This window comes from Marinomonas sp. G8-14 (genome assembly GCF_055808935.1).
Window position 1 is genome coordinate 156,336 of the sequence record NZ_CM147891.1, and the last position, 25,237, is coordinate 181,572.

23 protein-coding genes are annotated in these 25,237 nt (G+C 42.5%); 20 read left to right on the top strand and 3 right to left on the bottom strand.

Annotation, left to right across the window (positions count from 1 at the left end; all coding sequences use genetic code 11):
• Window positions 1–67: 67 nt before the first annotated feature.
• Window positions 68–1,018, bottom strand: a complete 951-nt coding sequence (locus tag AC0L6V_RS00810; RefSeq protein WP_265216837.1) for a LysR family transcriptional regulator — start codon at window positions 1,016–1,018, stop codon at window positions 68–70.
• A gap of 346 nt (window positions 1,019–1,364) precedes the next feature.
• On the opposite strand from AC0L6V_RS00810, the gene AC0L6V_RS00815 reads away from it, so the two are divergent.
• From AC0L6V_RS00815 to AC0L6V_RS00850, 8 genes are all read left to right on the top strand, one after another.
• Window positions 1,365–2,276, top strand: coding sequence for a hypothetical protein (locus AC0L6V_RS00815; RefSeq protein ID WP_265216838.1), 912 nt, complete (start codon window positions 1,365–1,367; stop codon window positions 2,274–2,276).
• Window positions 2,277–2,426: 150 nt separating this feature from the next.
• Window positions 2,427–3,536, top strand: a complete 1,110-nt coding sequence (locus tag AC0L6V_RS00820) for an MFS transporter (protein WP_346433221.1) — start codon at window positions 2,427–2,429, stop codon at window positions 3,534–3,536.
• A gap of 72 nt (window positions 3,537–3,608) precedes the next feature.
• Window positions 3,609–5,069 carry a carotenoid oxygenase family protein gene (locus AC0L6V_RS00825; RefSeq protein ID WP_265216840.1) on the top strand — a complete coding sequence of 487 codons (1,461 nt, stop codon included), beginning with the start codon at window positions 3,609–3,611 and terminating at the stop codon, window positions 5,067–5,069.
• 69 nt (window positions 5,070–5,138) lie between these two features.
• Entirely contained in the window at window positions 5,139–5,798 is a 660-nt protein-coding gene (locus tag AC0L6V_RS00830) for a glutathione S-transferase family protein (protein ID WP_265216841.1), read from the top strand.
• 65 nt (window positions 5,799–5,863) lie between these two features.
• A complete protein-coding gene (locus tag AC0L6V_RS00835; protein WP_265216842.1) occupies window positions 5,864–6,304 on the top strand; it encodes a GlcG/HbpS family heme-binding protein in 441 nt (146 codons plus the stop codon).
• 87 nt (window positions 6,305–6,391) lie between these two features.
• Window positions 6,392–7,948 carry a bifunctional 3-(3-hydroxy-phenyl)propionate/3-hydroxycinnamic acid hydroxylase gene (locus tag AC0L6V_RS00840; protein ID WP_409419210.1) on the top strand — a complete coding sequence of 519 codons (1,557 nt, stop codon included), beginning with the start codon at window positions 6,392–6,394 and terminating at the stop codon, window positions 7,946–7,948.
• Window positions 7,945–8,856: a VOC family protein gene (locus AC0L6V_RS00845; RefSeq protein ID WP_265216845.1), complete on the top strand. Its 912-nt coding sequence runs from the start codon at window positions 7,945–7,947 to the stop codon at window positions 8,854–8,856. The genes AC0L6V_RS00840 and AC0L6V_RS00845 overlap by 4 nt, the downstream gene beginning before the upstream one ends.
• A gap of 1 nt (window position 8,857) precedes the next feature.
• Window positions 8,858–9,688, top strand: coding sequence for a fumarylacetoacetate hydrolase family protein (locus tag AC0L6V_RS00850; RefSeq protein WP_265216847.1), 831 nt, complete (start codon window positions 8,858–8,860; stop codon window positions 9,686–9,688).
• A gap of 283 nt (window positions 9,689–9,971) precedes the next feature.
• Here the strand turns inward: AC0L6V_RS00850 and AC0L6V_RS00855 are convergent, their stop codons facing one another.
• Entirely contained in the window at window positions 9,972–10,517 is a 546-nt protein-coding gene (locus AC0L6V_RS00855) for a TetR/AcrR family transcriptional regulator (RefSeq protein WP_409419211.1), read from the bottom strand.
• Between the two features lie 280 nt (window positions 10,518–10,797).
• On the opposite strand from AC0L6V_RS00855, the gene AC0L6V_RS00860 reads away from it, so the two are divergent.
• From AC0L6V_RS00860 to AC0L6V_RS00875, 4 genes are read left to right on the top strand one after another with little or no spacing between them, the layout of a single operon-like run.
• The gene (locus tag AC0L6V_RS00860) at window positions 10,798–11,241 is read left to right on the top strand and encodes an efflux RND transporter periplasmic adaptor subunit (protein ID WP_265216849.1); all 444 of its coding nucleotides are present in this window, start codon (window positions 10,798–10,800) and stop codon (window positions 11,239–11,241) included.
• Window positions 11,242–11,269: 28 nt separating this feature from the next.
• Entirely contained in the window at window positions 11,270–12,007 is a 738-nt protein-coding gene (locus AC0L6V_RS00865; RefSeq protein ID WP_418138676.1) for an efflux RND transporter periplasmic adaptor subunit, read from the top strand.
• Window positions 12,008–12,013: 6 nt separating this feature from the next.
• Window positions 12,014–15,127 carry an efflux RND transporter permease subunit gene (locus AC0L6V_RS00870; protein WP_265216851.1) on the top strand — a complete coding sequence of 1,038 codons (3,114 nt, stop codon included), beginning with the start codon at window positions 12,014–12,016 and terminating at the stop codon, window positions 15,125–15,127.
• A complete protein-coding gene (locus AC0L6V_RS00875; protein ID WP_265216852.1) occupies window positions 15,124–16,527 on the top strand; it encodes an efflux transporter outer membrane subunit in 1,404 nt (467 codons plus the stop codon). The genes AC0L6V_RS00870 and AC0L6V_RS00875 overlap by 4 nt, the downstream gene beginning before the upstream one ends.
• A gap of 88 nt (window positions 16,528–16,615) precedes the next feature.
• Here AC0L6V_RS00875 and AC0L6V_RS00880 read toward each other — a convergent pair whose 3' ends face one another.
• Window positions 16,616–17,395, bottom strand: a complete 780-nt coding sequence (locus tag AC0L6V_RS00880; protein WP_265216853.1) for an IclR family transcriptional regulator — start codon at window positions 17,393–17,395, stop codon at window positions 16,616–16,618.
• Between the two features lie 292 nt (window positions 17,396–17,687).
• On the opposite strand from AC0L6V_RS00880, the gene AC0L6V_RS00885 reads away from it, so the two are divergent.
• The 8 genes from AC0L6V_RS00885 (at window position 17,688) to AC0L6V_RS00920 (ending at window position 25,208) form a co-directional block, all read left to right on the top strand.
• Complete coding sequence (locus AC0L6V_RS00885; RefSeq protein WP_265216854.1) at window positions 17,688–18,542, top strand: fumarylacetoacetate hydrolase family protein; 855 nt, start codon at window positions 17,688–17,690, stop codon at window positions 18,540–18,542.
• A 125-nt stretch (window positions 18,543–18,667) separates the two neighbouring features.
• The gene (locus AC0L6V_RS00890) at window positions 18,668–19,486 is read left to right on the top strand and encodes a VOC family protein (RefSeq protein WP_409419213.1); all 819 of its coding nucleotides are present in this window, start codon (window positions 18,668–18,670) and stop codon (window positions 19,484–19,486) included.
• An 83-nt stretch (window positions 19,487–19,569) separates the two neighbouring features.
• Window positions 19,570–21,168 (top strand): bifunctional 3-(3-hydroxy-phenyl)propionate/3-hydroxycinnamic acid hydroxylase, encoded by a 1,599-nt coding sequence (locus AC0L6V_RS00895; RefSeq protein WP_409419847.1) that lies wholly within the window; start codon window positions 19,570–19,572, stop codon window positions 21,166–21,168.
• A 113-nt stretch (window positions 21,169–21,281) separates the two neighbouring features.
• Complete coding sequence (locus AC0L6V_RS00900) at window positions 21,282–21,839, top strand: TRAP transporter substrate-binding protein (RefSeq protein WP_418138677.1); 558 nt, start codon at window positions 21,282–21,284, stop codon at window positions 21,837–21,839.
• A 23-nt stretch (window positions 21,840–21,862) separates the two neighbouring features.
• Window positions 21,863–22,276 carry a TRAP transporter substrate-binding protein DctP gene (gene dctP, locus AC0L6V_RS00905; RefSeq protein WP_418139059.1) on the top strand — a complete coding sequence of 138 codons (414 nt, stop codon included), beginning with the start codon at window positions 21,863–21,865 and terminating at the stop codon, window positions 22,274–22,276.
• A 105-nt stretch (window positions 22,277–22,381) separates the two neighbouring features.
• Entirely contained in the window at window positions 22,382–23,377 is a 996-nt protein-coding gene (locus AC0L6V_RS00910; RefSeq protein WP_265216860.1) for a TRAP transporter substrate-binding protein, read from the top strand.
• Window positions 23,378–23,427: 50 nt separating this feature from the next.
• Window positions 23,428–23,928: a TRAP transporter small permease gene (locus tag AC0L6V_RS00915; RefSeq protein WP_265216861.1), complete on the top strand. Its 501-nt coding sequence runs from the start codon at window positions 23,428–23,430 to the stop codon at window positions 23,926–23,928.
• Window positions 23,928–25,208 carry a TRAP transporter large permease gene (locus AC0L6V_RS00920; RefSeq protein WP_265216862.1) on the top strand — a complete coding sequence of 427 codons (1,281 nt, stop codon included), beginning with the start codon at window positions 23,928–23,930 and terminating at the stop codon, window positions 25,206–25,208. Before AC0L6V_RS00915 ends, AC0L6V_RS00920 begins: the two co-directional genes overlap by 1 nt.
• The last annotated feature ends 29 nt before the right edge of the window (window positions 25,209–25,237 follow it).

The following is a 25,237-nucleotide window of genomic DNA, read 5'->3' on the forward strand; positions in this document are numbered from 1 at the left end:
GTAGAACTATCTATTTTAGGTATAGCTCTTCGTTTGGGAAAAATAAGCAATCAAATCATTTATTGTGTTATTTATTAGTTCCGACAGTTTCATTACTAGTATCGACTGGTTTGTTTAGCATTTTCTTTGCTTGTGCTAAAACCGTATTTCTTAGCCACATATGTGCTGGATCGTCGTTGAGGTAACGTGGCCATATCATAATTTCAGTCACAGGTTCCATTTCAAATGGCGCTGGCAGCAATTTAACTGGGAAGCGTTGAGCCATTTCTTCAGCAATAAGTCTATGTAAGGTCACAATGCGATTTGTTCCTATTACTAATAAAGGAACGGAACTAAAATGGTCTACCGTACATTCTATTCTACGCTGTTTACCATAACGCGGTAAAAACCATTCTTCATGGGTAATACTGTGTTCATCACCTAAACGAATGGCAACATGCCCCATATCCAAATATTGTTCCATGCTAAGTTCATTGAGTTCACTGTGTTCACACACCATGCATGTTTGAATATCGGTTAATACTTCTGTTTGAGGGTGTTGAAATCGATCTGAATACTGCTTTGGTAAAAATAATAAATCAATTTCACCTCGCTCAAATGCATCAAATACATCCTTTGGTGGGATGATCATATCCAGCCGCATACTAGGCGCACTCTTAGCAAGCTCTCTAGAAGACTGAGCGATCAATATATCGATCATGTAGTCTGATGCAGCCACGGTAAAATTACGCACAATGTTTTCTGGTTCGAAAACGGGGCGTAAAGAAATGGTTGCCCTTGCTCGCATCAAGGTATCTCGAACAGGTACTACCAAGCTTTTTGCTAGTGGTGTGAGTTCCATCGTGCGTCCAACGGGCACCAGTAAGCTGTCATCAAAATACTCTCGTAATCGCCCCAATGCGGCACTCGTAGCAGACTGCCCAATATGCAAGTGCTCGCTTGCTCTCGTGACATTGCGCTTCTCAAGCAATACATCAAGCACAATCAATAAATTCAAGTCAAATTTATCTAGACGCATAGGAGCTCCTTAACTTCCAACTATAGGTATTAATAATATCAATGGAAATCATTAATACAATCTGTTTCATCACTTTAATTCAGACGCATTATAGTGGCGCTGTGATTAATAACTAATCACAACTCAAATAATAAAAATAAAAATGCAGGTGAAATTATGAAAATGAAATATAAGTTACTAGCTCTTTACACTAGTGCAACTTCAGCAATGTTCATCATGCCTCATGCGATTGGTGAAGAGACATCCCGTGATACACACTCACTCCCTCTTTCTATACAAGCGCAAATGAACCTTGGACAAGCTGGACTGATGAGGCTCTTTTAGCAATGGCGATACCTTTGGTGGCGTGCAGTGGCGTATAGGGCAAGCGAGAACAACTATAGGCAAAGCCAAATCCGCTTCATCTAGTGCAGACTATAAAGATGATACCTCTGACATTGTAGCGCCTCTTACTGTTCAACACATGTTGTCGGATGGAAGATCTCTTCTGCGTTTCAATGTTACCGGCACTTTATCCAATGGTGGCGATAATGAAGTGCAACTAGATGGTGATATTGGAAGGATGGATGCTCAGTACATACGCTTTCTTGATGTCAATACCATGTTGAGCTTTGGTGTATTTGGTGAACAAACGGATTTAGATATTGTGGACGCGGGAACCATTAAGCGACATGGTGCTGGTTTACGTTTTGATGTGATCAATAAGTTCAGCGATCACTGGGGGGCCACATTACGTACAGAATATTCTTGGGGGAAACAAGAACTGAAGGTGGCCGCTGGCCCATTCATACGGACACATAAACCTGGCGATGATCACTTTTATCTACAGTCGGAACTCGTTGGTAATTACCACAATAATGATTTCGACAAAATCCCAGAAGGCTGGGTATTACATCCTGTTTTAGGCATGCAATTCCAACGCAATTTCCTTGAAGCAACAGCGGACAGTTTTGGCACGGTCTCTTCCGGTGAAGTGGGTAGTACTGAAAATTATGGCACGGTTTGGGGGCATTTACGTTTTGAAAAAGAAGCTCGACCAAACACCTTATCGCCAAGTGTTGTTATCGGCATAGAGCAAGAATACGTCAACGACTTAGACGAATACGTTGATGAACCAACATACGCCGTCTTCGGTGGGGGGATATCCATCATGCAACAATCTGGCAATCGATATGAATTGTCTTATTTACGTCATCAAGGTCTTAAACAAAACCGCTCAATTGAAGCCGTTGTCTTAACAGCCACTTGGAATTTATAAGCTAGGTGCGGCAATGATTTAACACTTCAAATAACAATAATAAGAGAGAATAAAAATGATCAAATTAAATAGTACACAAAGCAAAATAGTACTGGGGATAGGCCATATGGCTGGTATGGTGGATTTAGCCGCGCTCCCCTTTGGATAAGTGTGTTAATGCAAGATTACCACTTACTTCCACAGCAAGCTGGGCTTACTGTGACTTTGTTTCTTGTCGGTATCGTGATCTCAAGTATTATTTTATCGCCTAAATATACTCGGCTCAACCATCGCTATGTTGCAGCCTTTGGTTTTGCAGTTGCATCGGCTTCATTCTTTACGGCATCAAAACTGTCTGTAGTTTCAGAAAGCTTTTCGATGCTCATAATATTACATGTCATTGCGGGGTTGGGGGCGGGGGCAGCCCTTTCATCCGTTCATGGAACCATAGGAAAAACAGAGAATCCTCATCGCTTATTTGGCTTAGTAAATGTTGCTTTAGGGGTTTTAGCCATTGTGCTATTTGCACTGCTTCCTCAGGCAACAAAACAAATTGGTGGCATAGCTATTTTTATTGCCTTTTTTGCCCTAATGGCATGCGCCGCTATCGTTATGTTTTTCTTTTTTCCTAAGGTTTCTGATGAAACAACAAATCATAATAAAGATGAAAATCAAGCGAATAAAGTCACCGCAAAAATTTTATCCAAACCCGCAGTATGGATGTTTATTTGTGTTGTTAGCTGTCTAACATTGAATCAAGCAATGGTGTTTTCATTTGTTGACAGGATTGGCGACTTGCACAATTTTGATAGAAAGCAAGTGGAAACCGTTTTAATTGTCATGAGTTTCATCAACTTAACCCCTGGGATAGTTGCCTCATTACTGCAAAAGAGGTTATCACCTATCAAGGTTGCTATTGCTGGCCCTTGTTTACAAGCCCTGTTTGCCTTGTCTATTACGCATGCATCATCCAATTTTTTGTTGTATGCCATTCCCGTCGCGTTTTACGTCACGCTCGTAATTTTTACCCACACTTTTGTGTTTGGCCTATTGGCCAGAATAGATCCAACTGGTCGCGCAGTAGCGGCTACACCAGCCATGATGATGATTGGGTCCGCAATAGGGCCTCTACTGGGCGGCGTTATCGTTGCGACGGTTGGCTATCAGGGACTAGCTTGGGCAACTGTCATCATTAGCGCCATCGCAGTGACCTTAGTGATAAAGGCTCAGAGCCTATTAAAAAAAGCGGATGTTACGGTAAGTATACCAAGCATGGTGTAGATCAAGCAGGCCAAGTTTACGCAAATATAAAAGTCATGAATAACAATGGTAATTGAAGTAGGAAGTAAAATCATGAGTCACAATAACGTTGGAATGCAATTTCCTGATGAGTTGACTTTTAAAGGTTACGCAGCTCCTGTTCGTATAGAAGGACATGTGCATGACCTTGAAGTCATAGGTAGTATCCCTGCTGAATTAGAGGGAACCTATTACCGAAACAGTGCTGATCACACATATAGACCACGCCACCCTAATGACATCTTCTTAAATGGGGATGGTATGGTACATATGGTGAGATTTGAGCAAGGCCATGCAGACTTAACCACTAGGTTTGTTCGCACCAAAAAGTTTGAGCTTGAAAGACAAGCCCGTCGCGCACTTTTTGGTTCATACCGTAACCCTTTTACCAGCTCAGACGCGGTGAGAGAAGAAGACCACAATACGGCTAATACGTCAGTGATGTTGCTTAACAAAAAATTGTACGCACTGAAAGAGTCGGGGCGTCCTTATGAAATTCATCCAGATGATTTAACTACCCTAGGTGAAACCGATTTTGATGGGCAGCTCACTAGCCAAACCTTCACTGCGCACCCAAAATTTGATCCAAAAACCGGAGAATGCATTGCCTTTGCTTATAACTGCGAAGGGGTAGCCAGTGATGAAATAGAAATTTACATCATCAACAAAGAAGGCAAATTCACTCGCTCTGAAAGATTCAAAGCGCCTTACTGTTCCATGGTGCACGACTTCTTAGTCTCAGAAAACTATATCGCTTTCGTCATTTGCCCGATGGTATGTGATTGGGACAGAGTAAAACAAGGTGAACCTTACTGGCATTGGGATAGCAGCAAGACAACCCATGTCGGAGTGATCCCTCGAGACCGTGGTGTAAAAGCAATTCGCTGGTTTAACGTCAATAAGTCTGTCATGCAAACCCACACATTTAATGCTTGGGAAGACGGTTCTAAACTGATACTGGATCAATTTGTCACCGAGTCCGGCTGGTTAAGCCAATTTCCTGACATTCATAATCCAGATGCTCATGAATTACCTCCTTTCGGTGAACGCTGGACTGTAGACCTTAGTAATGATAGCGATTCCGTTGAAATCAAACGCTTCATTAATCACATTGGCGAAATGCCCGTTATCGATGCCCGTTTTGCCATGCGCAGAACGCGTCATTTTTGGTTTGGCACCAATAATACAGAATTAGGACCAATGCTAGAACCTGGTCCGAAGGGGCCTCCATTTACCTGTCTTGGCCATTTCGACGAGCAAGAAAACAAGCTCGACTTTTACTATGCCGGGCCAAACTCTTCCCCAGAAGAACCCTGCTTCGTTCCGCGCAGCCCAGATGCTGAAGAAGGTGATGGTTGGCTGTTATCTATGGTTGGCCGACGGGATGAAAACCGTACTGATTTGGTGATTTTAGACGCTCGAAATCTCAGCCAAGGCCCTGTTGCCATCGTGAAATTTCCCTGTCGTGTGCACGAAGGCTTCCATGGCATTTGGGTTCCGTCCACACAGAAATAAAAACAACAATTAACAGCGTTATTGCCTCTACGTTAAGGACGCAATAACGCCATCATTAAGGAGTTTCTTATGACAACGTTATATGGATCCCTGCATTCAAGAGCCAACCGTTGCGCTTGGATGCTAAAAGAGCTGGGAATAGATTTTCATCATGAGCCAACTAATTTCTTAGATGGCAGCACCCATAGTCCTGAATTTTTAAAGATAAATCCCAATGGCCGTATTCCCGCTCTTGAAGACGGTGGTCTTACCTTATTCGAATCGCTGGCTATCAATTTATATTTGGCCAAAAAAGTCGGCGGTGAGCTAGCGCCCCAAAGTTTGCAAGAAGACGCATTGATGATGCAGTGGACCATTTGGGCCATCACCGAAATAGAAAAACCTTTGTTACTGGCGTCGGCCAATAATTTACTGTTTGCGCCAGAATCACGCAATGTTGAAGAGTTTAACCTAGCCGTGAAAAAGCTATCGCGTCCCTGGGATGTGTTAAACAAACACCTAGAAAATAAAGAATACATACTAGGCGATCGCTTTAGTGCAGCGGATTTAAATGTCGCGGCAGTAATGACCTTAGTTCCTACGGCCAATATTGATATTTCTGCTTGGCCCAATATGCAAGCTTGGCTACACAAATGCCTAGAACGCCCCGCTGCGGACGATTGGAAACACGTTAGTTTTACCATCCCTCGTCCTGACTCCCACTTAGGCATGCTTGCCATGTTTGTGTGACTTGAAATTAGAACGCTTACTTTTCTATTAAAACGTTTACTTTTCTATTAAGTAGAGGCCCCAAAATGAGTTCACTGACACTAATTAATGCTTCAAACATTATAGATTCCGCTTTAAAAGCAGCGAGGAAAAACAACTTTTCCCCGCTCGCCATAGCCGTTTTAGACCCAGGTGGACATTTAATTGCTTTTAAACGCGAAGATGGTGCCGGGATTGCGAGATTTGATATTGCCTTTGGTAAAGCATGGGGATCCCTTGGAATGGGGTTCGGTTCTAGTGAATTAACCAGACGCAGCCAGAAGAACCCTCAGTTCATCAATACATTAACCACCATCAGTCAGGGCCGAATGGTGCCTTCCCCTGGCGGGGTTTTAATTCTGGATCATGAAAAAGCCATTATCGGCGCGATTGGCATTTCCGGTGATATCGGTGAGAACGACGAAATATGTGCCATCTCAGGTATTGAGGAAAACGGATTTATCGCTGCCAACGGTATTGTCAGTTGAAGCGTTGGTATGCGTGATACCTAGTGATTCATGATCGGGTACACACGTTCTTTTGTTTCATTTTTTATTGTCTTATGAGGTTACTCCATGTTCGATGTAGCGATTATTGGTTGTGGACCAGTAGGTGCTTTGGCTGCCAATTTACTTGGCAAATCTGGATTAAAAGTCTTGGTTCTGGAAAAAGAAATTAATCCATTTCCTTTACCTCGAGCAGTACATCTTGACCATGAAATGATGCGTTTATTTCAGTCCGCGGGAGTCATCAACGATGTGCTAAATGACATGCGTGACACTCAGGGTCATTTACATATTGGTGCAGACTACGGCGTCATGCGTTATATGGGGACGGTGGGTAAACCTCGTCCATATGGTTGGTCTAATGATTATTTTTTCTACCAGCCAGAGCTTGAAAATCATCTGCGTCAAGCGCTTAAGCAATACTCTAATGTTGCTTTACGGTTAGGCTCTGAATTTGACAGCCTGACACAGACAGATTCAAGCGTAACGCTAAATATAAAAACATCAAGCGGAGTCACAAGCGAAAAAACGCGCTGGGTGATTGCCTGTGATGGAGCAAGCAGTAAGGTGCGCAAATCCTTAGGCATCAAACTTGAGGATTTGCAATTCGAAGAGCCTTGGTTAGTGGTGGATGCGCAAGTAGACGGAGACGTGCAGTTTCCCAACTTTACTGGCGTGCCAGACGAAGCAGATTTACAACAACTTTCAGTCATGTTGTGTGATCCCAAACGCCCTATCACGATTGTCCCAGGTCGTGGTAATCATCGCCGCTGGGAAATGATGCTGCTGCCTGGGGAAAATGATCAATCAATGATGCAGCCAGATAAAGTTCTAGAGCTCGTAGGACCGTATTTAAACGGTGTGCCGCATAAGATTGTTCGTGCCGCAACCTATCGTTTTCATGGTCTGATTGCAGAACAATGGAGGCTTGGTCAGGTATTTTTGGCGGGTGACGCAGCCCATCAAACTCCGCCTTTCTTCGGTCAAGGAATGTGCCATGGATTGCGAGATGTCGCTAATCTGGCCTGGAAAATGTCAGCGATTACGCAGGGATTAAGTCACGAAGCCTTATTGGATACCTACCAAATAGAGCGGGATCCTCACGTTCGATCTGTTATCTCCTCTGCCATAGAGGCAGGAAAATATATCTGCATTTTGGATCCTCAAAAAGCCTCTGAACGTGACGCCACAGTGCGAAGAAAAGCAGCGCAAAACGAACTCCCCAATACCGCGGCAGAGTTAATACCAGCGATTCAGTCAGGAGTGATTGCAACAGAAACGACGAAAGCCGGAGTACGTTTTATCCAGCCTCACATTAATGGGAATTTAATGGACAACGTGATCAAAGAAAAATGGCGGTTATTTGTGACAGGCAAAAAAGCAGTAAAGGCCGCCAAGCACTTCATAGACCAAAACATGCCCCGTTATGACATTAGCATTACTGACGTCACTACACTGGACGACAAGGGCGCCATTTTAAATTGGTTGAAAGAAGCGGAAGTCGATAGCGTACTTATTCGCCCTGATTTCTATGTTTACGGAACGGCACTGAATGACGTATCGGGTTTGCTCACTTCTTTATTAGACCATATGCAGATGAATGTTAACTTGGAGAAAAGCGCATGAAATTACGCAGTGTTGAACTCGTTTTACCCAAAGCCAAAGAGGCCCATGACTTTCTAATAGACATCTGGGGTGCTGCTTCTGGAGGCCAAAAAGGCAACACCTATTATATTCGGGGCGCTGGCACCTTCCCGTACTTGGTCGCCTTAGAAGAAGGTGAAGATCGCTTTGTACGCTCAACGACCTTTGTTTGTAATGAAGAAGAACTGCAGCACATTGTGACAAAGTCTCATGAGCGTGGTTTGAAGGCAAAACGTGAAGTATCAGCTGACCTAGGCGGTGGTGAAGGTGTCATTGTCGAACTGCCAGAGGGGGAATTATTTCGCTTTCTCGTTGGGGCAACGGATGTTCCAGCCATGCAAGGGCAGGATCTTCCCGTCAAATTAACCCATGTGGTGTTCAATTCAACAGATGCAGAAAAAACCGCAGACATTGCAGAGGAAGTACTTAACTTCCGTGTTTCAGACCGTACCAAAGGCATGGTGTTTGTACGCTGTAACGACTCACATCACAGCACCGCTTTTGCTCGAGCAGGCTTTAGTTCACTAAACCATATTGCTTTTGAAATGGCGGACCTAGATGGCGTCATGCGCGGCATTGGCCGACTCAGAGATCACCAAATGACACCCGCTTGGGGACCTGGTCGCCACGGCCCTGGTGCCAATGTATTTGCTTATTTTATTGCACCATTTGGCGCTGTTATTGAGTTTTCCACTGCCGTTGAAAAAATAACCGAAGACTACCCTGTGGGAGCGCCTGAAGATTGGACATGGCCGGCAAACCGAATCGACCAATGGGGAACATCTGACAAAGACTTCCAAGGCTTGAGACAAGCAGAAGAGAACTTCAGATTTCGCCGCCAATGGGAACCCGAACAACGGATAAAAAACACAAATAAAGAGAGCCAATAATATGAAATATCTCAGCTTTTTACGTCCAAATGGCACCGCAAGTTATGGTCGTTTAGAAAACGATATCGTATACGACCTAAAAACTGCGTCAGCTCCCACGGATCTGAAAACAGCGATAGCCAACAATGCACTGACAACGCTAGAAACACACGAAACGTTTGCCTATTCACAAGTCACCTTACTTCCTGTGATTCCCAATCCGAATAAAATATTTTGTGTTGGCCATAATTATGAATCACATCGCAAAGAAACCGGACGCGATGAAGTGGCTAATCCATCTATATTTATACGCTTTGCCGACAGTTTAACGGCTCATAAATCAGAAATTCTGATGCCTAACGTATCCACAAGCTTAGACTATGAAGGAGAACTTGCCGTGATCATTGGCAAAGGTGGTCGCGCCATTGCCGAAGCGGAAGCAATGAATCATGTGGCAGGATATGCCTGTTTTAACGATGCCTCTATACGAGATTGGCAATGGCATACAAGACAGTTCACACCAGGAAAAAACTTCCCAACAACTGGGCCATTTGGCCCTTACATGGTGACTCCAGATGAGGCAGGCAACCTAGAACACGTCCATGTTATTACACGCTTAAACGGTGAAGTCATGCAAGATCAACCGATTGGCGACATGATTTTCCCTATTGCTCAGATTATTGCGTATGTCTCAGCCTTTACTCCATTATCCCCTGGAGATGTCATTGTCAGTGGCACACCCGGTGGCGTTGGCGCAAAACGTACACCTCCAGTCTGGATGAAACCTGGAGATATAATTGAGGTTGAAATTGGTCCTATGGGTACGCTCATCAATACGATCGGCCAAGAATAGTGTGTAAGGTAATCACCTGCATCCTGTTATATTAATCTGTGAAGTTTAAAGAGTCTCACCTGAGGCTCTTTATGTTTTGTAATCAATGTTTTACTTGACTACCAGAGCTGGAGCCCCTCGCCAGTGTGACTAGTGAGTGGCTTTATTTTTGGGCTAAATATTGTTGTAGATGGTGTTATTGTGATTAGTGAGGGTGGTTAAAGCATGCAGATAGCGAATAAAGACAATTGCTTCATGAACGAAAGTCGTCAATTTTTTTAACACCTTCAAGTTCTTTAGATAATTAAACGGTTAAAATCTTGGTGACTTCTCCTAGCGCTTCCCAAGAAACATCAAATGCTTCTTCGAGCTCTATTGGCTCCTTTAACCAACGTAAAATACCAGTCCATCCGCTGAATAAAAGCATTTCAGCTAAGATATCGAGTACCAATGCCGAGCTGTTTTCGATCTTCATCGCGAGTAGTTGGCTTAAATGACTCCTTGCTTCTGACATTCTGGCTAACTGAATTTGTCCTGCCTTGGGATGGGTACGAACAATTTCTAATACAATAAGTAGTTCCTCTTTATTTGTTGTTGCAGCTTGCATGAAATCAAACATTAATAGACGAAGGTTTTCTTTTATAGGAAGTTCACTTTTCAAGAAACGTTCAATCGATTCCTCTGATATGTCAGGTACTCCACTCATCAGAGCGGACTCTTTATTTTCGTAATAATTGAAAAAAGTTCTATGGCTAATACCAACATATTTACTTATGGCCTGGGTTGTAACAGCACTAAAGCCATCTTTGCAAGCGAGCTTAAGTGTTGCTTTATGTATATCGCGAGCCATCTCAATACGCCTACGCTCTCTAAGACCTAACATCGCTATCTCTCTTAATGTACGCCAAATAGTAAATAACGTTATGTTAACAGCTCTCTAGGTTATTTTAAAAAATAAAAAAAAGTGCATATTTTAAGGAATTAAAAATATAAATGACAATTATTGCCTGCAATGAAAATGTTGCGCATTGTGCAATATTTTTCTTTTCCGTATGATCTTCTTAATCATCTATGACTCATTAATTTATGTTGTTGGTAGCTATAGATCCTTTTTAACTTAGGGAATTTGTATGAAACAAATTAAACCATATCACTTGTTAGTAAATTTTTTGTTTGCAGCGCTACCTCTTAGTGCATTGGCTCAACAACCACCTTCTTTACCTCCCCAGCAAGTAGGCGTGATAACAGTGAAGCAACAGGAAGTGCCAATTATCGTTGAGCTTCCAGGTCGGGCTGTTGCTTATGAAAAAGCTGATATTCGACCTCGAGTGACTGGTATTGTCATTGATAAATTATATAAAGCGGGTGCCGAAGTTAAAAAAGGTGACCCGCTTTTTCGATTAGATGATTCAAGTTATCAAGCAACAGTGGCAGCCGATGAGGCCACTGTTGCGGAGGCTCAGGCAAATTTACCAGTTAAACAGTCCGCTTATAATAGAGCTAAAAAACTAGAAGGCTCAGGCTATACAGCTGCTGATGTTGATACGGCAGAATCTGAGGCTCGCTTCCGCTAAAGCGACGCTATTGTCTGCAGAAGCAGCTTTGAAATATTCAAGAATACAATTGGGCTGGACGACTATTGTTTCGCCTATTGACGGGATTGTAGACGTCTCCAATGTTTCTCTTGGTGATTTGGTTTCTTCAGGACAAACTGATTCCCTTACAACAGTGACGACACTAAATCCTATTTTTATTGATATGGTTGCTCCTGTAGAAGATATGTTGAGTTTTCGTCGTCAGATCGAGCAAGGTGCCGTACAGACTGGAGAGAAACTTTCTGCTCAGTTACAGGTCGGCGACAATGATATTTTAGAAGGTTCTGGTGCACTGGTTACTTATTCACCAACGGTTTCTACTTCCACTGGTTCGGTAACCGTCCGTTTCCAGTTTGATAATCCCGATCATATCATTCTGCCTGGGATGTTTGTACGTGGAATATTGCAACTTGGTAGTCAGAAAGCCTTTCTTATTCCTCAAAGAGCAGGGTCTCATGGCGCCGATGGTTTATTTTCCGCTTTCGTCGTTGATAGCGACGGCAAATCTAAAAAAGTTAGCTTAAAAACCTATGGTAGTTATCAGAATAATTGGATTGTACGTTCAGGGATTTCTGCTAACGAACAAGTGATTGTTGATGGGCAGAAGAATTTGTCAGAGGGCGTTGCAGTTACTCCTGTAGAAGTCTCCATTAATAGTGATGGTACAACTCAAGACATTGCGCCATCTCAAGCTAACGATATGAAACTGTCTCCTAGCCATTCACAAACGTCTCTGTCGGAGTAATACCCTATGACACAGTTTTTTATACATCGTCCGGTGTTTGCTTGGGTACTTGCCATTGCGCTGATGATAGGGGGCGCTTTTGGTCTAAAAAGTTTGGCAATTTCTCAGTATCCCGAAGTCGCTCCAACAACTATTCAAATTAGTGCCACATACACTGGAGCATCAGCACAAATCGTTGCCGATTCTGTGACTTCTGTCATTGAGGATGGCATGACAGACTTGGACGGTTTTCTTTATATGACGTCCACGTCCAGTGAAGGTAGCTCTAGCATATCGCTTGTTTTTGACAGTAGCGTTGATCCAGATACTGCTCAAGTACAAGTCCAAAACAAACTAAAAGTCGTAGAAAGCTCTTTACCTTCTGTCGTTACTCAAACTGGCGTCACTGTTACCCGTTCTACTAGTTCAATCTTATTAGTGGGTGGCTTGGTGTCTGAAGATGGCCGATACTCTGGTGTTGAATTGGGGAATTTATTTTCTCAGCAGATGAAGAAGAGGCTTCAGCGTGTAGAAGGTGTGGGTCAAGTAAACACGTTTGGCTCAGAATACGCGATGCGTATTTGGCTTGATCCTAACAAGCTTTATAAATACTCGTTAACACCCAGTGATGTAACAAGTGCTATTTCGGCACAAAATACCAATGTAACGGTTGGATCGCTTGGTGCAATTCCAAACGAAAAGGGTCAACAAGTAAAAATTCTTCTTAAGGCACAATCACAACTTACGTCTGTTGATGACTTTAGAAAGATTGTTATTTCTACCAATGATGATGGTTCATCTGTGTTTCTTGCAGATGTTGCACGTGTCGAGTTAGACAGTGACGACTATTCTGTATTTTCAAAATACAATGGGAAAAATGCAGTTGGCTTTAGTGTTAATTTAGCGACGGGAGCCAATGCCGTTGATACCTCTACGTTAATTCATGCTGCTATTGATGCTCAAGCGAAGAAGCTTCCAGAAGGCATAAGTGTTGTTTATCCCTATGACACGACGCCTTTTATTCAAGAGTCTATAACGCAAATTTTCCACACATTAATTGAAGCCATCGCACTGGTTTTTATCGTGATATTGGTTTTTTTACAAAGCTGGCGAGCGACTCTCATACCAACGCTTGTGGTTCCCATTGTGTTGCTTGGTACTTTTGGTGTACTGGCTATTACAGGTTTCTCCTTAAATACATTAACTATGTTTGCCTTAGTACTTGCCATTGGCTTGCTGGTTGATGATGCCATCGTTGTTGTAGAAAACGTTGAAAGGGTGATGGAAGAAGAAGGTTTAAGCCCAATGGCAGCGACAGAGAAAAGTATGAGGGAAATCTCTCCTGCTTTGATTGGTATCGTCGTTGTGTTGACTTCTGTATTTTTGCCTATGGCATTTATGAGCGGTTCTACAGGGATCATATATAGACAGTTTTCCATTACGATCGTTTCTGCGATGGTATTGTCTCTTTTTGTCGCTTTAATATTAACGCCAGCTATGTGTGCTTCGTTATTGAAGCCTTCTCATGGCCAATCTAATGCTTGGCCTGCACGTAAGTTTAACGCGGGTCTTGATAAGTTAAATTTAGGTTACACGGGGACTGTGGGTAAACTGCTGCGTCGACCTTTTCGAATGGTTGCTATGGTTGTCGCGGTTGGGGTCGCCATTGTCTTTGTGTACGATCGTCTTCCTACAAGTTTTGTTCCAGTGGAGGACCAAGGCATACTGATGGCATCGGTTTCGCTGCCAAATAATGCTACACGTAGTCAGACAGAAAAGACTGTGACCGCAATAGAAAATTATCTTCTTAAAGACCAAGGGCAATACGTTAATAGTGCCTTTGCTGCTATTGGATATGGTTTTGGTGGATCTGGCCAGAATACTGCCATGATGTTTATTAGTTTAAAGGATTTGGATGAACGAAATGGTGTCTCTGCTGAGCAGATTGCCAACCAAGCCAACATGCACTTTTTCGGCGGGCGATATGGTCAGGTTTTCTTTCTTCAGCCTCCTGCTATACAGGGTATGGGGACATCGAACGGCTTTAATATGTATTTAACTGACTCTAGTGGCAAGGGGCTTGTGGAGCTACAAAAGCAAGCTCAAATGCTTGCTATGTCGGCACAACAGACAGGTAAGGTAACCTCCATTCGGGGTTATGAGTCTAACACTCAAACACAGCTTTCCATTGATATAGATTCACAAAAAGCACAGGCAACAGGTCTAACGCTATCCGATATTAATAGTAATCTAACGACTATTTTTGCTGGCGATTACGTTAACGACTTCATACTGGATGGCAAATTGCGTGATGTGCGAGTAATGGGTGATCAACCTTATCGTATGCAGCCGTCAGACATTAATGATTGGTATATGCGCAATAGTAATGGCGACATGGTGCCAATGACGGCATTTAGTAAACAAGTTTGGGAAGAGGCTGCTACTTCTATTACGCATTATGGCGGGGAAAACGCGATTGAGTTGCAAGGCTCTGCTGCTGAAGGCGTTAGCTCAGGAGATGCTATGAATGTGATGGAAGAGCAGGTTAGAAACATGGGTGGGGGTTACGATCTTGCTTGGACTGGGCTTTCCTATCAGGAAAAACTTTCAGGAAACCAAGAAATGTTGCTGTATATCCTTTCCGTGGTTGTTGTATTTCTTGCGCTTGCAGCGCTTTATGAAAGTTGGATGGTGCCCCTTGCCGTCATGCTAGCGGTTCCTATTAGCTTGCTGGGTGCATTGTTAACGGCATGGGTATTTGGTCAATCAAATGATGTGTACTTTAAAGTCGGTATGTTAACTACTATCGGTCTTGCTGCTCGGAACGCCATACTGATTGTAGAGTTTGCAGAAAGCTTGAGGAAGCAAGGAAATGACCTGCTCGAATCGGTTATTGCGGCGGCCAAAATGCGTCTTCGTCCAATTTTAATGACCACCTTTGCGTTTGCGTTTGGTGTTTTACCTTTAGCACTGGCAAGTGGCACAGGTGCTAATGCACAAAATTCTATTGGTACAGGTATGCTTGGAGGGATCGCTTTCTCCGCTGTTTTTGGAATATTAATGGTGCCCGTTTTGTATGTAGCTGTATTGAAAGCAGTTCAGTTTTCTAAAAAACTGAGCCGTAAGGAGATATCTGAATGATAAAATTATTAAAAATGGCGCCTTTTTTATTATTAGCAGGTTGTGCTGCGGTAGGGCCAGATTGGGAAGTGCCAACAACGCCTCTTCCCGCCACATTTACAGATGGAAATGTAGCTCATATTGATGATGTCGCTTATCGAGCTTGGTGGCGCGATTTTAATGATCCACTTTTAACGAAATTAGTCGAACGAGGATTCGAGCAAAACCTTAGTATTTTGCAAGCAAAAGAGCGCATCAATGAAGCCAATGCAAAGCTTAGGGGGAAAGGTATTAACTCTGCTTTAAGTGGCTCTGCGAGTTTTGAACGACTACGTTCGGGAACCGAAGGACAAGGCTCAACCATTAGTTCAGAAAGTAGTTTAGGCGCAAGTTTTGTTATTGACTTATTTGGTGGCATTCGTCGAGAGCGTGAGGCTGCAGTTGCAAACCTTGCTGCTATTCAATCGAATGTCGGAACTGAGCGGCTAGCTTGGCTTGCGGAGTTAGTTGCAGATTACTCTAATGCCCGCTATTACCAGCAAGCGTTAGAACTGACTCGCGATACCATTGCAACACGCAAAGAGACGCTTGACATTACTAAAAAGGAAGTGGCTGCAGGGGCTTCTACTCAGTATGAATTAGCGCAAGCTGAAGCGGCATTGCAAGCTGCGCAGGCTGAGCTACCAAGTTATCAGGCTCAGTTTAAAGCGACAGTGTTTGCTATCGCGACGTTATTGGATGAACCTGCGGGACCCTTGATGGCAGAAATGCAACAAACCTCTCAGAAGTTGGTCATGCCCACTGGCATTAACATAGGTGTACCTGCCGATTTATTACGAAATCGACCAGACGTTCGATATTACGAAGCTATTCTTCATCAACAGGTTGCAACGGTTGGTGTTGATGAATCATCACTTTACCCATCGATAAGCCTGAACGGTACGGTTTCTAATACAGACTCAGTGAATGGCTGGAGCTTTGGTCCATCTATTTCACTAGGCATATTCAATCGTGGCGCACTTCATGCACAGCGTGACGCCCAAGTGTCAGTGGCAAAACAAGCTGAAATTGACTGGCGGGCAAGTGTTATAGGAGCAGTAGAAGATGTGCAGGTTGCTCAATCGAATTTCACTTTATACCAAGAACAGACAGAGCTATTAAATAAAGCAGCCGCTTCTTACGGGAGAGCGTTAGCCTTAGGTCGTAATAACTACCGCAATGGTGCGATGACACTTTTAGACTTGTTGGACACTGTTCGTTCTGAAGCGTCCGCACAAATTAATGCCGCATCCGTTCATAATTCAGCGATAAAAGAGTGGGCGTCGCTGCAAATCGCTATTGGAGCAGGTGCCGGTTTCTCTGATAAGAAAGACGAAGAGAAAGATGTTGTTACATCTAATGCTATTGAGGTAAAACAATAGTATTAGAGGCATTCACATTATATCTATGAAGCAAAGGCAGTATGGTTTTCAGTCATATTGCCTTTTTTAATAGCTTGTTAGAGGAAGGTTAAACCAGTCCACTGCTTAGTTTGATGGCATATTTTTTAAGTATATCAACCTCGGCTGCGATTCTCTTTGGGTCATAATCTTCCACTGAGCGTACACAACTAATGCTTGCTTGAATTTTGCCATCTTGGCTGAGGATAGGAACCGCTAAACCAAATACGGTTTTATCCACTTCTGATATTGATAATGCATAGCCGTCATCTCTGATTTTTTGCAGGTTCGCTCTAAAATCTTTCCAGTTTGTACCTAAATGGGATTGTTCTATTTCACTCGGGTTTTCTACAAAAAGACGCATATGCTGAGCATTTGGTAAAAATGCCAAGATGGCTTTAGAGGTTGCTCCACTAAACAGAGGTCTTGGAATCCCTCTTGAATAACTAAGACTAGTCTCTAAATTACCAAAGTGATACACGCAGACAACTTGATCCTTAAATAGTCTACAAACCAACCAAGCTTGTTTGCCTTCTAGCTCGTACGGTTGTTGTTCAATGTCTTTCGATAATCTAACTAGAGGGTCCGATAGGCGTAACTGACGGTCCCATTGAATGATACGTGAGCCAAGGCTGTAATTGCTCTTTCCTGTTTGAAAAAGCAATCCAGCATCGGCCAATTCTTTGGTATATCGGTATCCGGTAGATCGGGTGTAGTTAAATTCTGTACAAATATCGTCTACAGACCAGATTGGTTTTTCTTGGGTAAACAAGTCTAAAATGCGTAGCATACGTTCTAAACTGCTGCGCTTTACGTCTTTGTTATTCACTTCTGCGTTTTTATCTTCCAATTTTTCAGCCCATTTTATGTAGTCATGTTTAACGATACTGAACCACTCAGTAAGTGCAACACCTTGGCGCGTCGATTTCCTGCTGAATTATACCTTGCAATGAAATAAAGCTCATAGAGTTTAGCACATTTGAATAGGGTGAATGCTCTATATTGGGTAATTAATTTAATCTCACATTGTAGGATTTGTTGATTTTTTATTATTTTGAAATTATATTGTTGTTCATAATAAAAATCTGTCAATCAAAAAACTGGCATACCGCGCTATTGTGAGGATGTCGTGAGGGGGAAGAATGAAATTAGTGTCTTTTGAGTTCCACAATCGTAGCTCTTATGGTGTGGTGGTGGATGATGTAGTGAAAGATCTTGAGTCAATGAAGTCTCAGTTAGGGCAGGATCTTCAGCAAGTTTTGCAAAACGGAAACTTGGCGAAGATTGAACAACTCGATTTATCGAATATGCCGGAAATAGCATTGGATGAGATTCGTTATCTTCCCGTCATTGCCAGCCCAAACAAGACGCTTTGCATTGGTATTAACTATGCAACCCACGTTAAAGAAACCGGCCGTGATATGCCTGTATATCCAATGATTTTTACCCGTTTTGCCGATACTCAAGTGGCACATGAACAAGCCATCATTCGACCAACTATTTCACACAAGTTGGATTTTGAAGGGGAACTTGCTGTGGTTATTGGTAAAACAGCCCGCCATGTTGCGGCGCAAGACGCTTTAGATTATGTGGCTGGTTACTCTTGTTATAACGATGGCAGTGTGCGTGATTGGCAAAAACACACCATTCAGTTTGTTCCAGGGAAAAACTTCCCTAGTACCGGCGGTTTCGGACCTTTCCTTGTTACTACCTCTGATATTCCTGATCCACAGAAGCTTCATCTAACAACGCGTTTAAATGGTGAGGTTATGCAGGATACCGATACGGACGACATGATTTTTTCTGTCGAGAAGTTGATTGAGTACTGCTCCACCTTTACTGAGCTGGCTCCTGGCGATGTGATTGTTTCTGGAACAACTGGTGGTGTAGGGGCATTTCGTCAGCCACCAGTGTGGATGAAACCTGGCGATGTGGTTGAAGTGGAAATCTCTGGAATAGGCATCCTAAGAAATACCATAGTAGACGAAGAACAATAATAGAGTTGTCCCTTCTCATTTTATTGCTCTTTCTTAATTTACGTTGAAGAAAGAGCAATAAGGAGACTGTGTTTTTTTAACAATAATAAAGCGTTTTTATTCTCACTTTTCAAAGGAGAGTTGGTATGGCACTTAATGCACATTTAAGCCATTTGGCGATTGGTAGTCCTGATCCATTAGTAATGGCAACTTTCTATGAAAAAGCCATGGGCAACACTATTGAAGACATTGACCAAGGTTATATTTCTGCTGGGCCGGGTAGAAAGCTTTTGTTTACTTCCGGCAAAGCGAAAGAGCTTAAATATTTTGCCATGGGAATGACTGAGGAAAATTTGGATCTTTTGCGCGATGCTTTGTTGGCGAAGAATATCCAATTAAGTACTTCTCCATCACCTCTTTTTGATGATAAAGCGTTTGCTCTTCAGGATCCTGATGGTAACTGGTTAACCTTTGGCGTTGAAGAAAAGAGCAAAGAACAAGCCGAATTAACTGCTCGCTTACAACACTTTGCTTTTGCCACAAACAACATTGAAGAGATGGTGGATTTTTATCAAAACACTGTCGGTTATTTAATCAGTGATAATGTGTTTGATGAAAATAAAAAATTAAAAACCGCCTTCTTAAGAAGTGACAACGAACATCATTCATTAGCCATCTTCCAAGCCAAAGAAAAATGGTTTGATCACCATTGTTATGAATCTTCGAATTGGAACGCCATTCGTGATTGGGCAGACCATTTGTCGACTTTTGATATTCCACTTAAATGGGGGCCTGGCCGCCATGGCCCAGGTAATAACCTGTTCATTTTTTTTCATGATCCAGACGGTAATTGGTTAGAAATCTCGGCGGAGCTGCAAGTTCTTCCTGAAGATGCTCCAGCAGGGGAGTGGGTGCATGAGCCTAAAACCTTGAATTATTGGGGACAAGCGTTTTTAAGAAGTTAAAAACGTATTTCTAGACTGGTGTACCAACAAAATTTCATGGGCATGATGGAAATTCAGTCGTGCGGCTGGAGTGGTTAATGAATATGAGTGAAAAAGTCCTAAACGAAAAATATGAAGTTGTCGTCATTGGCGGTGGGCCAAGTGGTATGACGCTTGCTAACTTATTGGGTAAATACGGTGTCAAAACGCTTGTTCTTGAGCAAAACAAACACACGGTATTGGAACCAAGAGCTGTGTCCATTGATGATGAATCATTAAGAACGATGCAGGCCATCGGGTTACATGAAAAGGTGAAGTCTTTTTGTGCATTGGATTATGGGTCTGTTTATTATGGTGTTGATGCTAAACCTTTTGCCAAAATTGAGCCGACTGCCAGTGAATATGGCTATCCTCGTCGTAATGCTTTTTCACAGCCTGATCTAGAGGCGACTTTGCGTGAAGGCGCAACGAGATATGAAAGTGTTGATGTTCGCTTTGGCCATGTCGTGACTCATTTTACTCAAGATGATAATGAAGTGTTTATTACCGTTTTGGCTGAAGGACAGACGTATGACGTCAGAGCTGATTATCTTGCCGCGGCTGATGGCGGAAGAAGCTTTACCAGAACATCATTAGGGGTTCCTTTAGAAGGTTTAACTTACGGTCAAAAGTGGCTAATAATCGATATTAAAGGCACCAAAGATACCTTCCGCCAGACTCGAGTCTATTGCAATCCCAAACGGCCTGGAATTAATTTGCCCGGCCCAAATGGTACTCGTCGATTTGAATTTATGGTTTTGCCTGGTGAAACCGATGAACAGGTCATAGAAGAAGACTTTGTTAGAGAGCTAATGGATCAATACGGCCCAGATCGTGATGCCTCTATTGTTAGAAAACAAGTGTATGCCTTTCATGCTCGTAAGGCGGCGCAATGGAAAGTCGGGCGTGTTTTCTTATTAGGCGATGCGGCACATTTAACCCCTCCTTTTGCTGGTCAAGGCATGAATAGCGGATTACGGGATTCAGCTAATTTGGCTTGGAAGCTTGCTTGGGTTATTAAGCATGGCATGTCAGACAAAATCTTAGCAACTTATGAAGAAGAGCGTATGCCTCATTCTTGGCAGTTGATCGAAATGGCTGAGATGCTAGGACGAATAATGATGCCTAAAACTATGTTGAGAGCAACGTTGATTCAAGGCTTTTTCCGTTTGCTTGGTCTTTATAAACCAGCCCGTGATTATGTAACTCAAATGCGTTACAAACCCAAGCCTCGCTTTCCAAGTGGTTGGTTCGTTAAGAATGGGTCTAATAAAAACTCATCAACAGGACTAATGATTGCACAACCTTGTTTAGAAACCCCTGACCGTAAACAAGTGTTGTTGGATGATATTTTGCAAACTGGGTTTTGTTTAGTCGCCTATTCTGATTGCCCTGAATCCGCCTTCGATATGCTCAAACCTTATCGTGCTATTTATAACGATAAAATCCATCGTGTTTGTATTACGCCTCGAACGTGGAATCCCGTTGAAAGTCCAGATTTGACAGTTGTTCGAGACTATAAAGACGAGGCGAAAAAGTGGATTTTTAATCGATCATTCTCGTCAATATTTTTATTAAGACCTGATCGCTACATTGTCGCTGAAATAACACAAAAGAATTTAGCTTCTATGGCAGAAATATTACCTGATTATGTTCCTAATTGAATATAGAAAGCCATTTTAAAAGGACGGAGAAAGCATTAATTCATTTGCAATGATAGAAATATAAAAAAATTGAGATACATCTAAAAATGATAATAACAAAAAAGGTAATCGAGATGAAAACATTAAATTTGAACAAGCTTTGCTCTTTTTGTAGTGCAACAGTCGTTGCTTTGACAATCAGTGTTACTAGTATGCAGTCGGTCGCAGAAACGTTACGTCTGAGTACGCCAGTCCCGCCAAGTCATATTTTTTCTAAGGTATCAACGAAGTTTGCGGAAGATTTAAGTATCAGAACGAATGGGGATTTGAATATTAAAGTTTTCCCATTTGGCAAGCTAGGTAGCGACCCTGAAAACACATTAATGATTCAAACTGGGGCGATTCAGTTTGCCATTATTCCTGCTGCATTTATGGCTAATCGAGAGGAGTCGTTAAATGCTTGGCTGCTTCCTGGGTTATTTGATGATGTGGCAGCGGCCGGAGCAGCCACTCAATTTTCCACTGCTAAAGGGATGTTAGCAGAACTGGATAAACAGGGTATGGTAGGACTGGGTTATGTATTTGCAGGAATGCGGCACCTTCTTTCGGTCGATCCAATATCCGACATGAAAGAAATTAAAGATAAGAAAATACGTACTTTCCCTGGCCTATTTTTAATGATTGGTGGTTAACCTTTGGTGCCGCTCCCACGGCACTGCCAACACCAGAAATCGCACCAGCATTAACAACAAATTTACTGGATATTGTCGATGTTGATCTAGATTTGGTCACAGCTTTAAAGCTTTATCAGCAAGCTCCTAACTTAGCAATAACCAATCATATGGCATTTCCAGCCATTATGGTGGTATCGAAAAAATGGTGGGAAAGCAAAACGGCTGAGCAGCAAGCTGTGATTCGTGACGTATTTGCGGAGGCTGAGGCGTGGGGCATAAAAGCCCAAGTTATGGCTGAAGAGAATAACTTACAAATGCTTAAAGATGCTGGTGTTGCGATCACTAATATTGACAAAAATAGCTACGCAGACAACACAGCTGAAGTTTTGAATAAATACCTTAATAAAGCACCATTAATTTCTGAGTTCTACGGACAAGTGAAAGCGCAGAAATAATATCAAAATCAGTTTATTAGGACGTTTTTCAATGAACTGATGATTCTAACATTTTATTAAATTATGTCCGTGTCGAATATTTATAATAATAAAAAGGTGATCGAGATGAAAAAGCTGAATTTGAACGCATTTAGTGTATTTTCTAGGTTTGTTATAACGGCTGTGATGATGTGTGTCAGTAGCCAATCGTTGTTTGCAGAAGAGCTACGTTTTAGTACGCCTGTCCCGCCGAATCATATTTTCTCTAAGGTTGCGACGAAATTTTCTGAGGATTTAAAGGCTCGTACCCATGGTGAGTTAGACATCAAAGTCTTCCCGTTTGGCGAGCTAGGAACAGACCCTGAAAATGCCATCATGGTTGGAACTGGGGCGCTTAATTTCGCCGTTATTCCCGCTGCGTTTATGGCAAATAGCGAAGAATCGTTGAATGCTTGGTTCTTACCTGGACTCTTTAATAGCGTACAGGATGCTGGTGATGCGACCCAGTTACCTGCCGCTAAAAAAATGCTAGCGGAGTTAGATCGTCAAGGAATGGTTGGACTTGGCTATGTTTTTGCTGGGATGCGCAGCCTTATTTCAGTCGATCCAGTTAATAACTTGAGTGATATCAAGGGCAAGAAAATCAGTATTTTCCCTGTCCCTATCTTTAATGATTGGTGGTTAACCTTTGGTGCCATTCCAACCGCTGTGCCTATGCCAGAAATTGCGTCAGCATTAGCCATTAATCTCATTGAAGTGGTGGATGTTGATCTAGATCTTATCTCTGCCTTAAAGCTTTATCAGCAGGCTCCTAACTTAGCAATGACGAGCCATATGGCATTTCCTGGCATTGTGGTGGTGTCGAAAAAATGGTGGGAAAGTAAGAGTGTAGAGCAGCGTGCCATGATTCGTGATGTGTTTGCAGAAGCAGAAGCTTGGGGGGTTAAGGCCCAAGTTATGGCGGATGAAGGAAACCTAAACGCTCTTAAGGACGCTGGCGTTGCGGTTACTCACATAGACAAGAGTAGTTACGCTGATAATGCGACCGACATTCTTAATCAATACGTTAAGAAAAGCCCAATTATTGCTGAATTTTATGAGCAAGTGAAAGCACAAAAATAATATATCGATAAGCTCACTGGAAGCCTTTTTCAGTGAGTGAGGAGAATGACATGTTGGCTTTGTTAAGTTGGTTTGATGATCGGCTCGCTCAGGTAGAGAAAATACTGTTAATAACGTTAACCTTTGGTTTGGTGACGCTACTGATTGCGCAAGTTTTTCTGCGCTATGTTTTAAATAGCCCTTTATTTTGGGCAGAGGAGGTAGCTGTTCAAGTTTTTGTGGCGATTAGTTTTTTTGGTGTTAGTTACCTGATTTATCAAAGAAAGTTAGTCGTGATCGATTTCATTACTCTGATACTCCCGTCCTCTTTTCGGTTGGCAATAGAGTGCGCTTTTCAAATTATTTCGCTTTTGACCTTAATGGTTATGCTGGTTCTTACCTTTCAATGGGTAACGGAGCCAATGGTTCAAAATGAGCTGTCTCCAACGACTCAGCTGCCACGTTGGTATAACTATTCGATATTACTGATTGCTTTAGGCTTTATGAGTTTTCATCAGCTAAGACACTGTTTTAAATCCCTTAGCGGGCTGTTTCATGGAGGAAAATCATAATGGCTACGATACTGGTTTTCTTTATTACTTTGTTCTTAGGTCTGCCCATTTTTATCACCTTACTCATTGGGTCATTGGTGTTCCTAGAGCAATCTGACTTAACTATGTTAATGGGATCTTTACCGCTACAGTTTTATGGTTCGCTTGAAAAGAGCGGCTTGTTGGCTATTCCATTGTTTATGATGGTCGGGGAGTTGATGAACCGAGGTGGTCTGACTGATAGGCTGATTAGTTTAGCTTCCCTGTTTGTAGGTCGATTTAAAGGCGGGCTTGCCTACGTAAACCTTTTAACAAACGCCATTGCTAGCTCTATTTTAGGTTCAGCACTTGCGCAAATTGCTGTCATGAGTCGAGTGATGATTCCGGCGATGGAGAAAAAAGGTTTTGACCGAGGTTTTTCATCGGCCGTAACGATTGCTGGTGGGTTATTAGGGCCAATCATACCGCCATCTATGGTGATGATTATTTACGGCGTTATTGCATATCAGCCGGTAGGAACCTTGTTTATGGCCGGAGTATTACCCGGCTTGCTTCTCACCCTTGCCTTTGGGATTGTCATTTTTTTAACGGGGTGGATTGCTGGTTTTCCAGAAAATACTGAGAAAGATGTTCCTAATGTTCGCATTACAGAAGTACTCAGTAATCTTGCTCCTCTGTCGATTCCCATTTTGATTGTCACTGGTATTGGTGCCGGCGTAATGACTCCGACAGAAGCGGGTGCCATTGGCGCTTTGCTTTCTCTTTTGATCGGTAAGTTTGTTTATAAAACGATTAAATGGAAGGAATTGCCTGATGCACTTTTTCAGGTTTCGCTTAATTCTGCGTTGATAACGGGGTTAATTGCCGCAGCAACCATGTTTGGTTGGGCGCTTTCCTTTGAGGGTGTTCCGGATCGTATAGTGGAAACCATGTCATCATGGACTCATTCTCCATTGGTTTTTTTATTGTTGGTCAATCTGCTTATTATTTTCTTAGGCATGTTTTTAGAAAGTATGAGTATTCTGATTGTTATGGTTCCGATTGTTTTGCCTGCCGCGCTTGCTATGGGTATTGATCCAATACATTTTGGTGTGGTTATTAGTTTAGCGACGTTAGTTGGACTAGTGACACCGCCTTTAGGGCCTGGATTATTTGTCGTTATGGCCGGTACCAATATTTCTATGTCTAGGCTTTTTATGGCGATGGTGCCATTCCTTTTGGCTATGTTCCTTTTTATGGCGTTAATAAACATAGTACCGGTTTTGTCATTATGGCTACCAGATTATTTAGGTTTGCTTTAGTTTTTCCTATTACTTTTTTTATCGTTAAC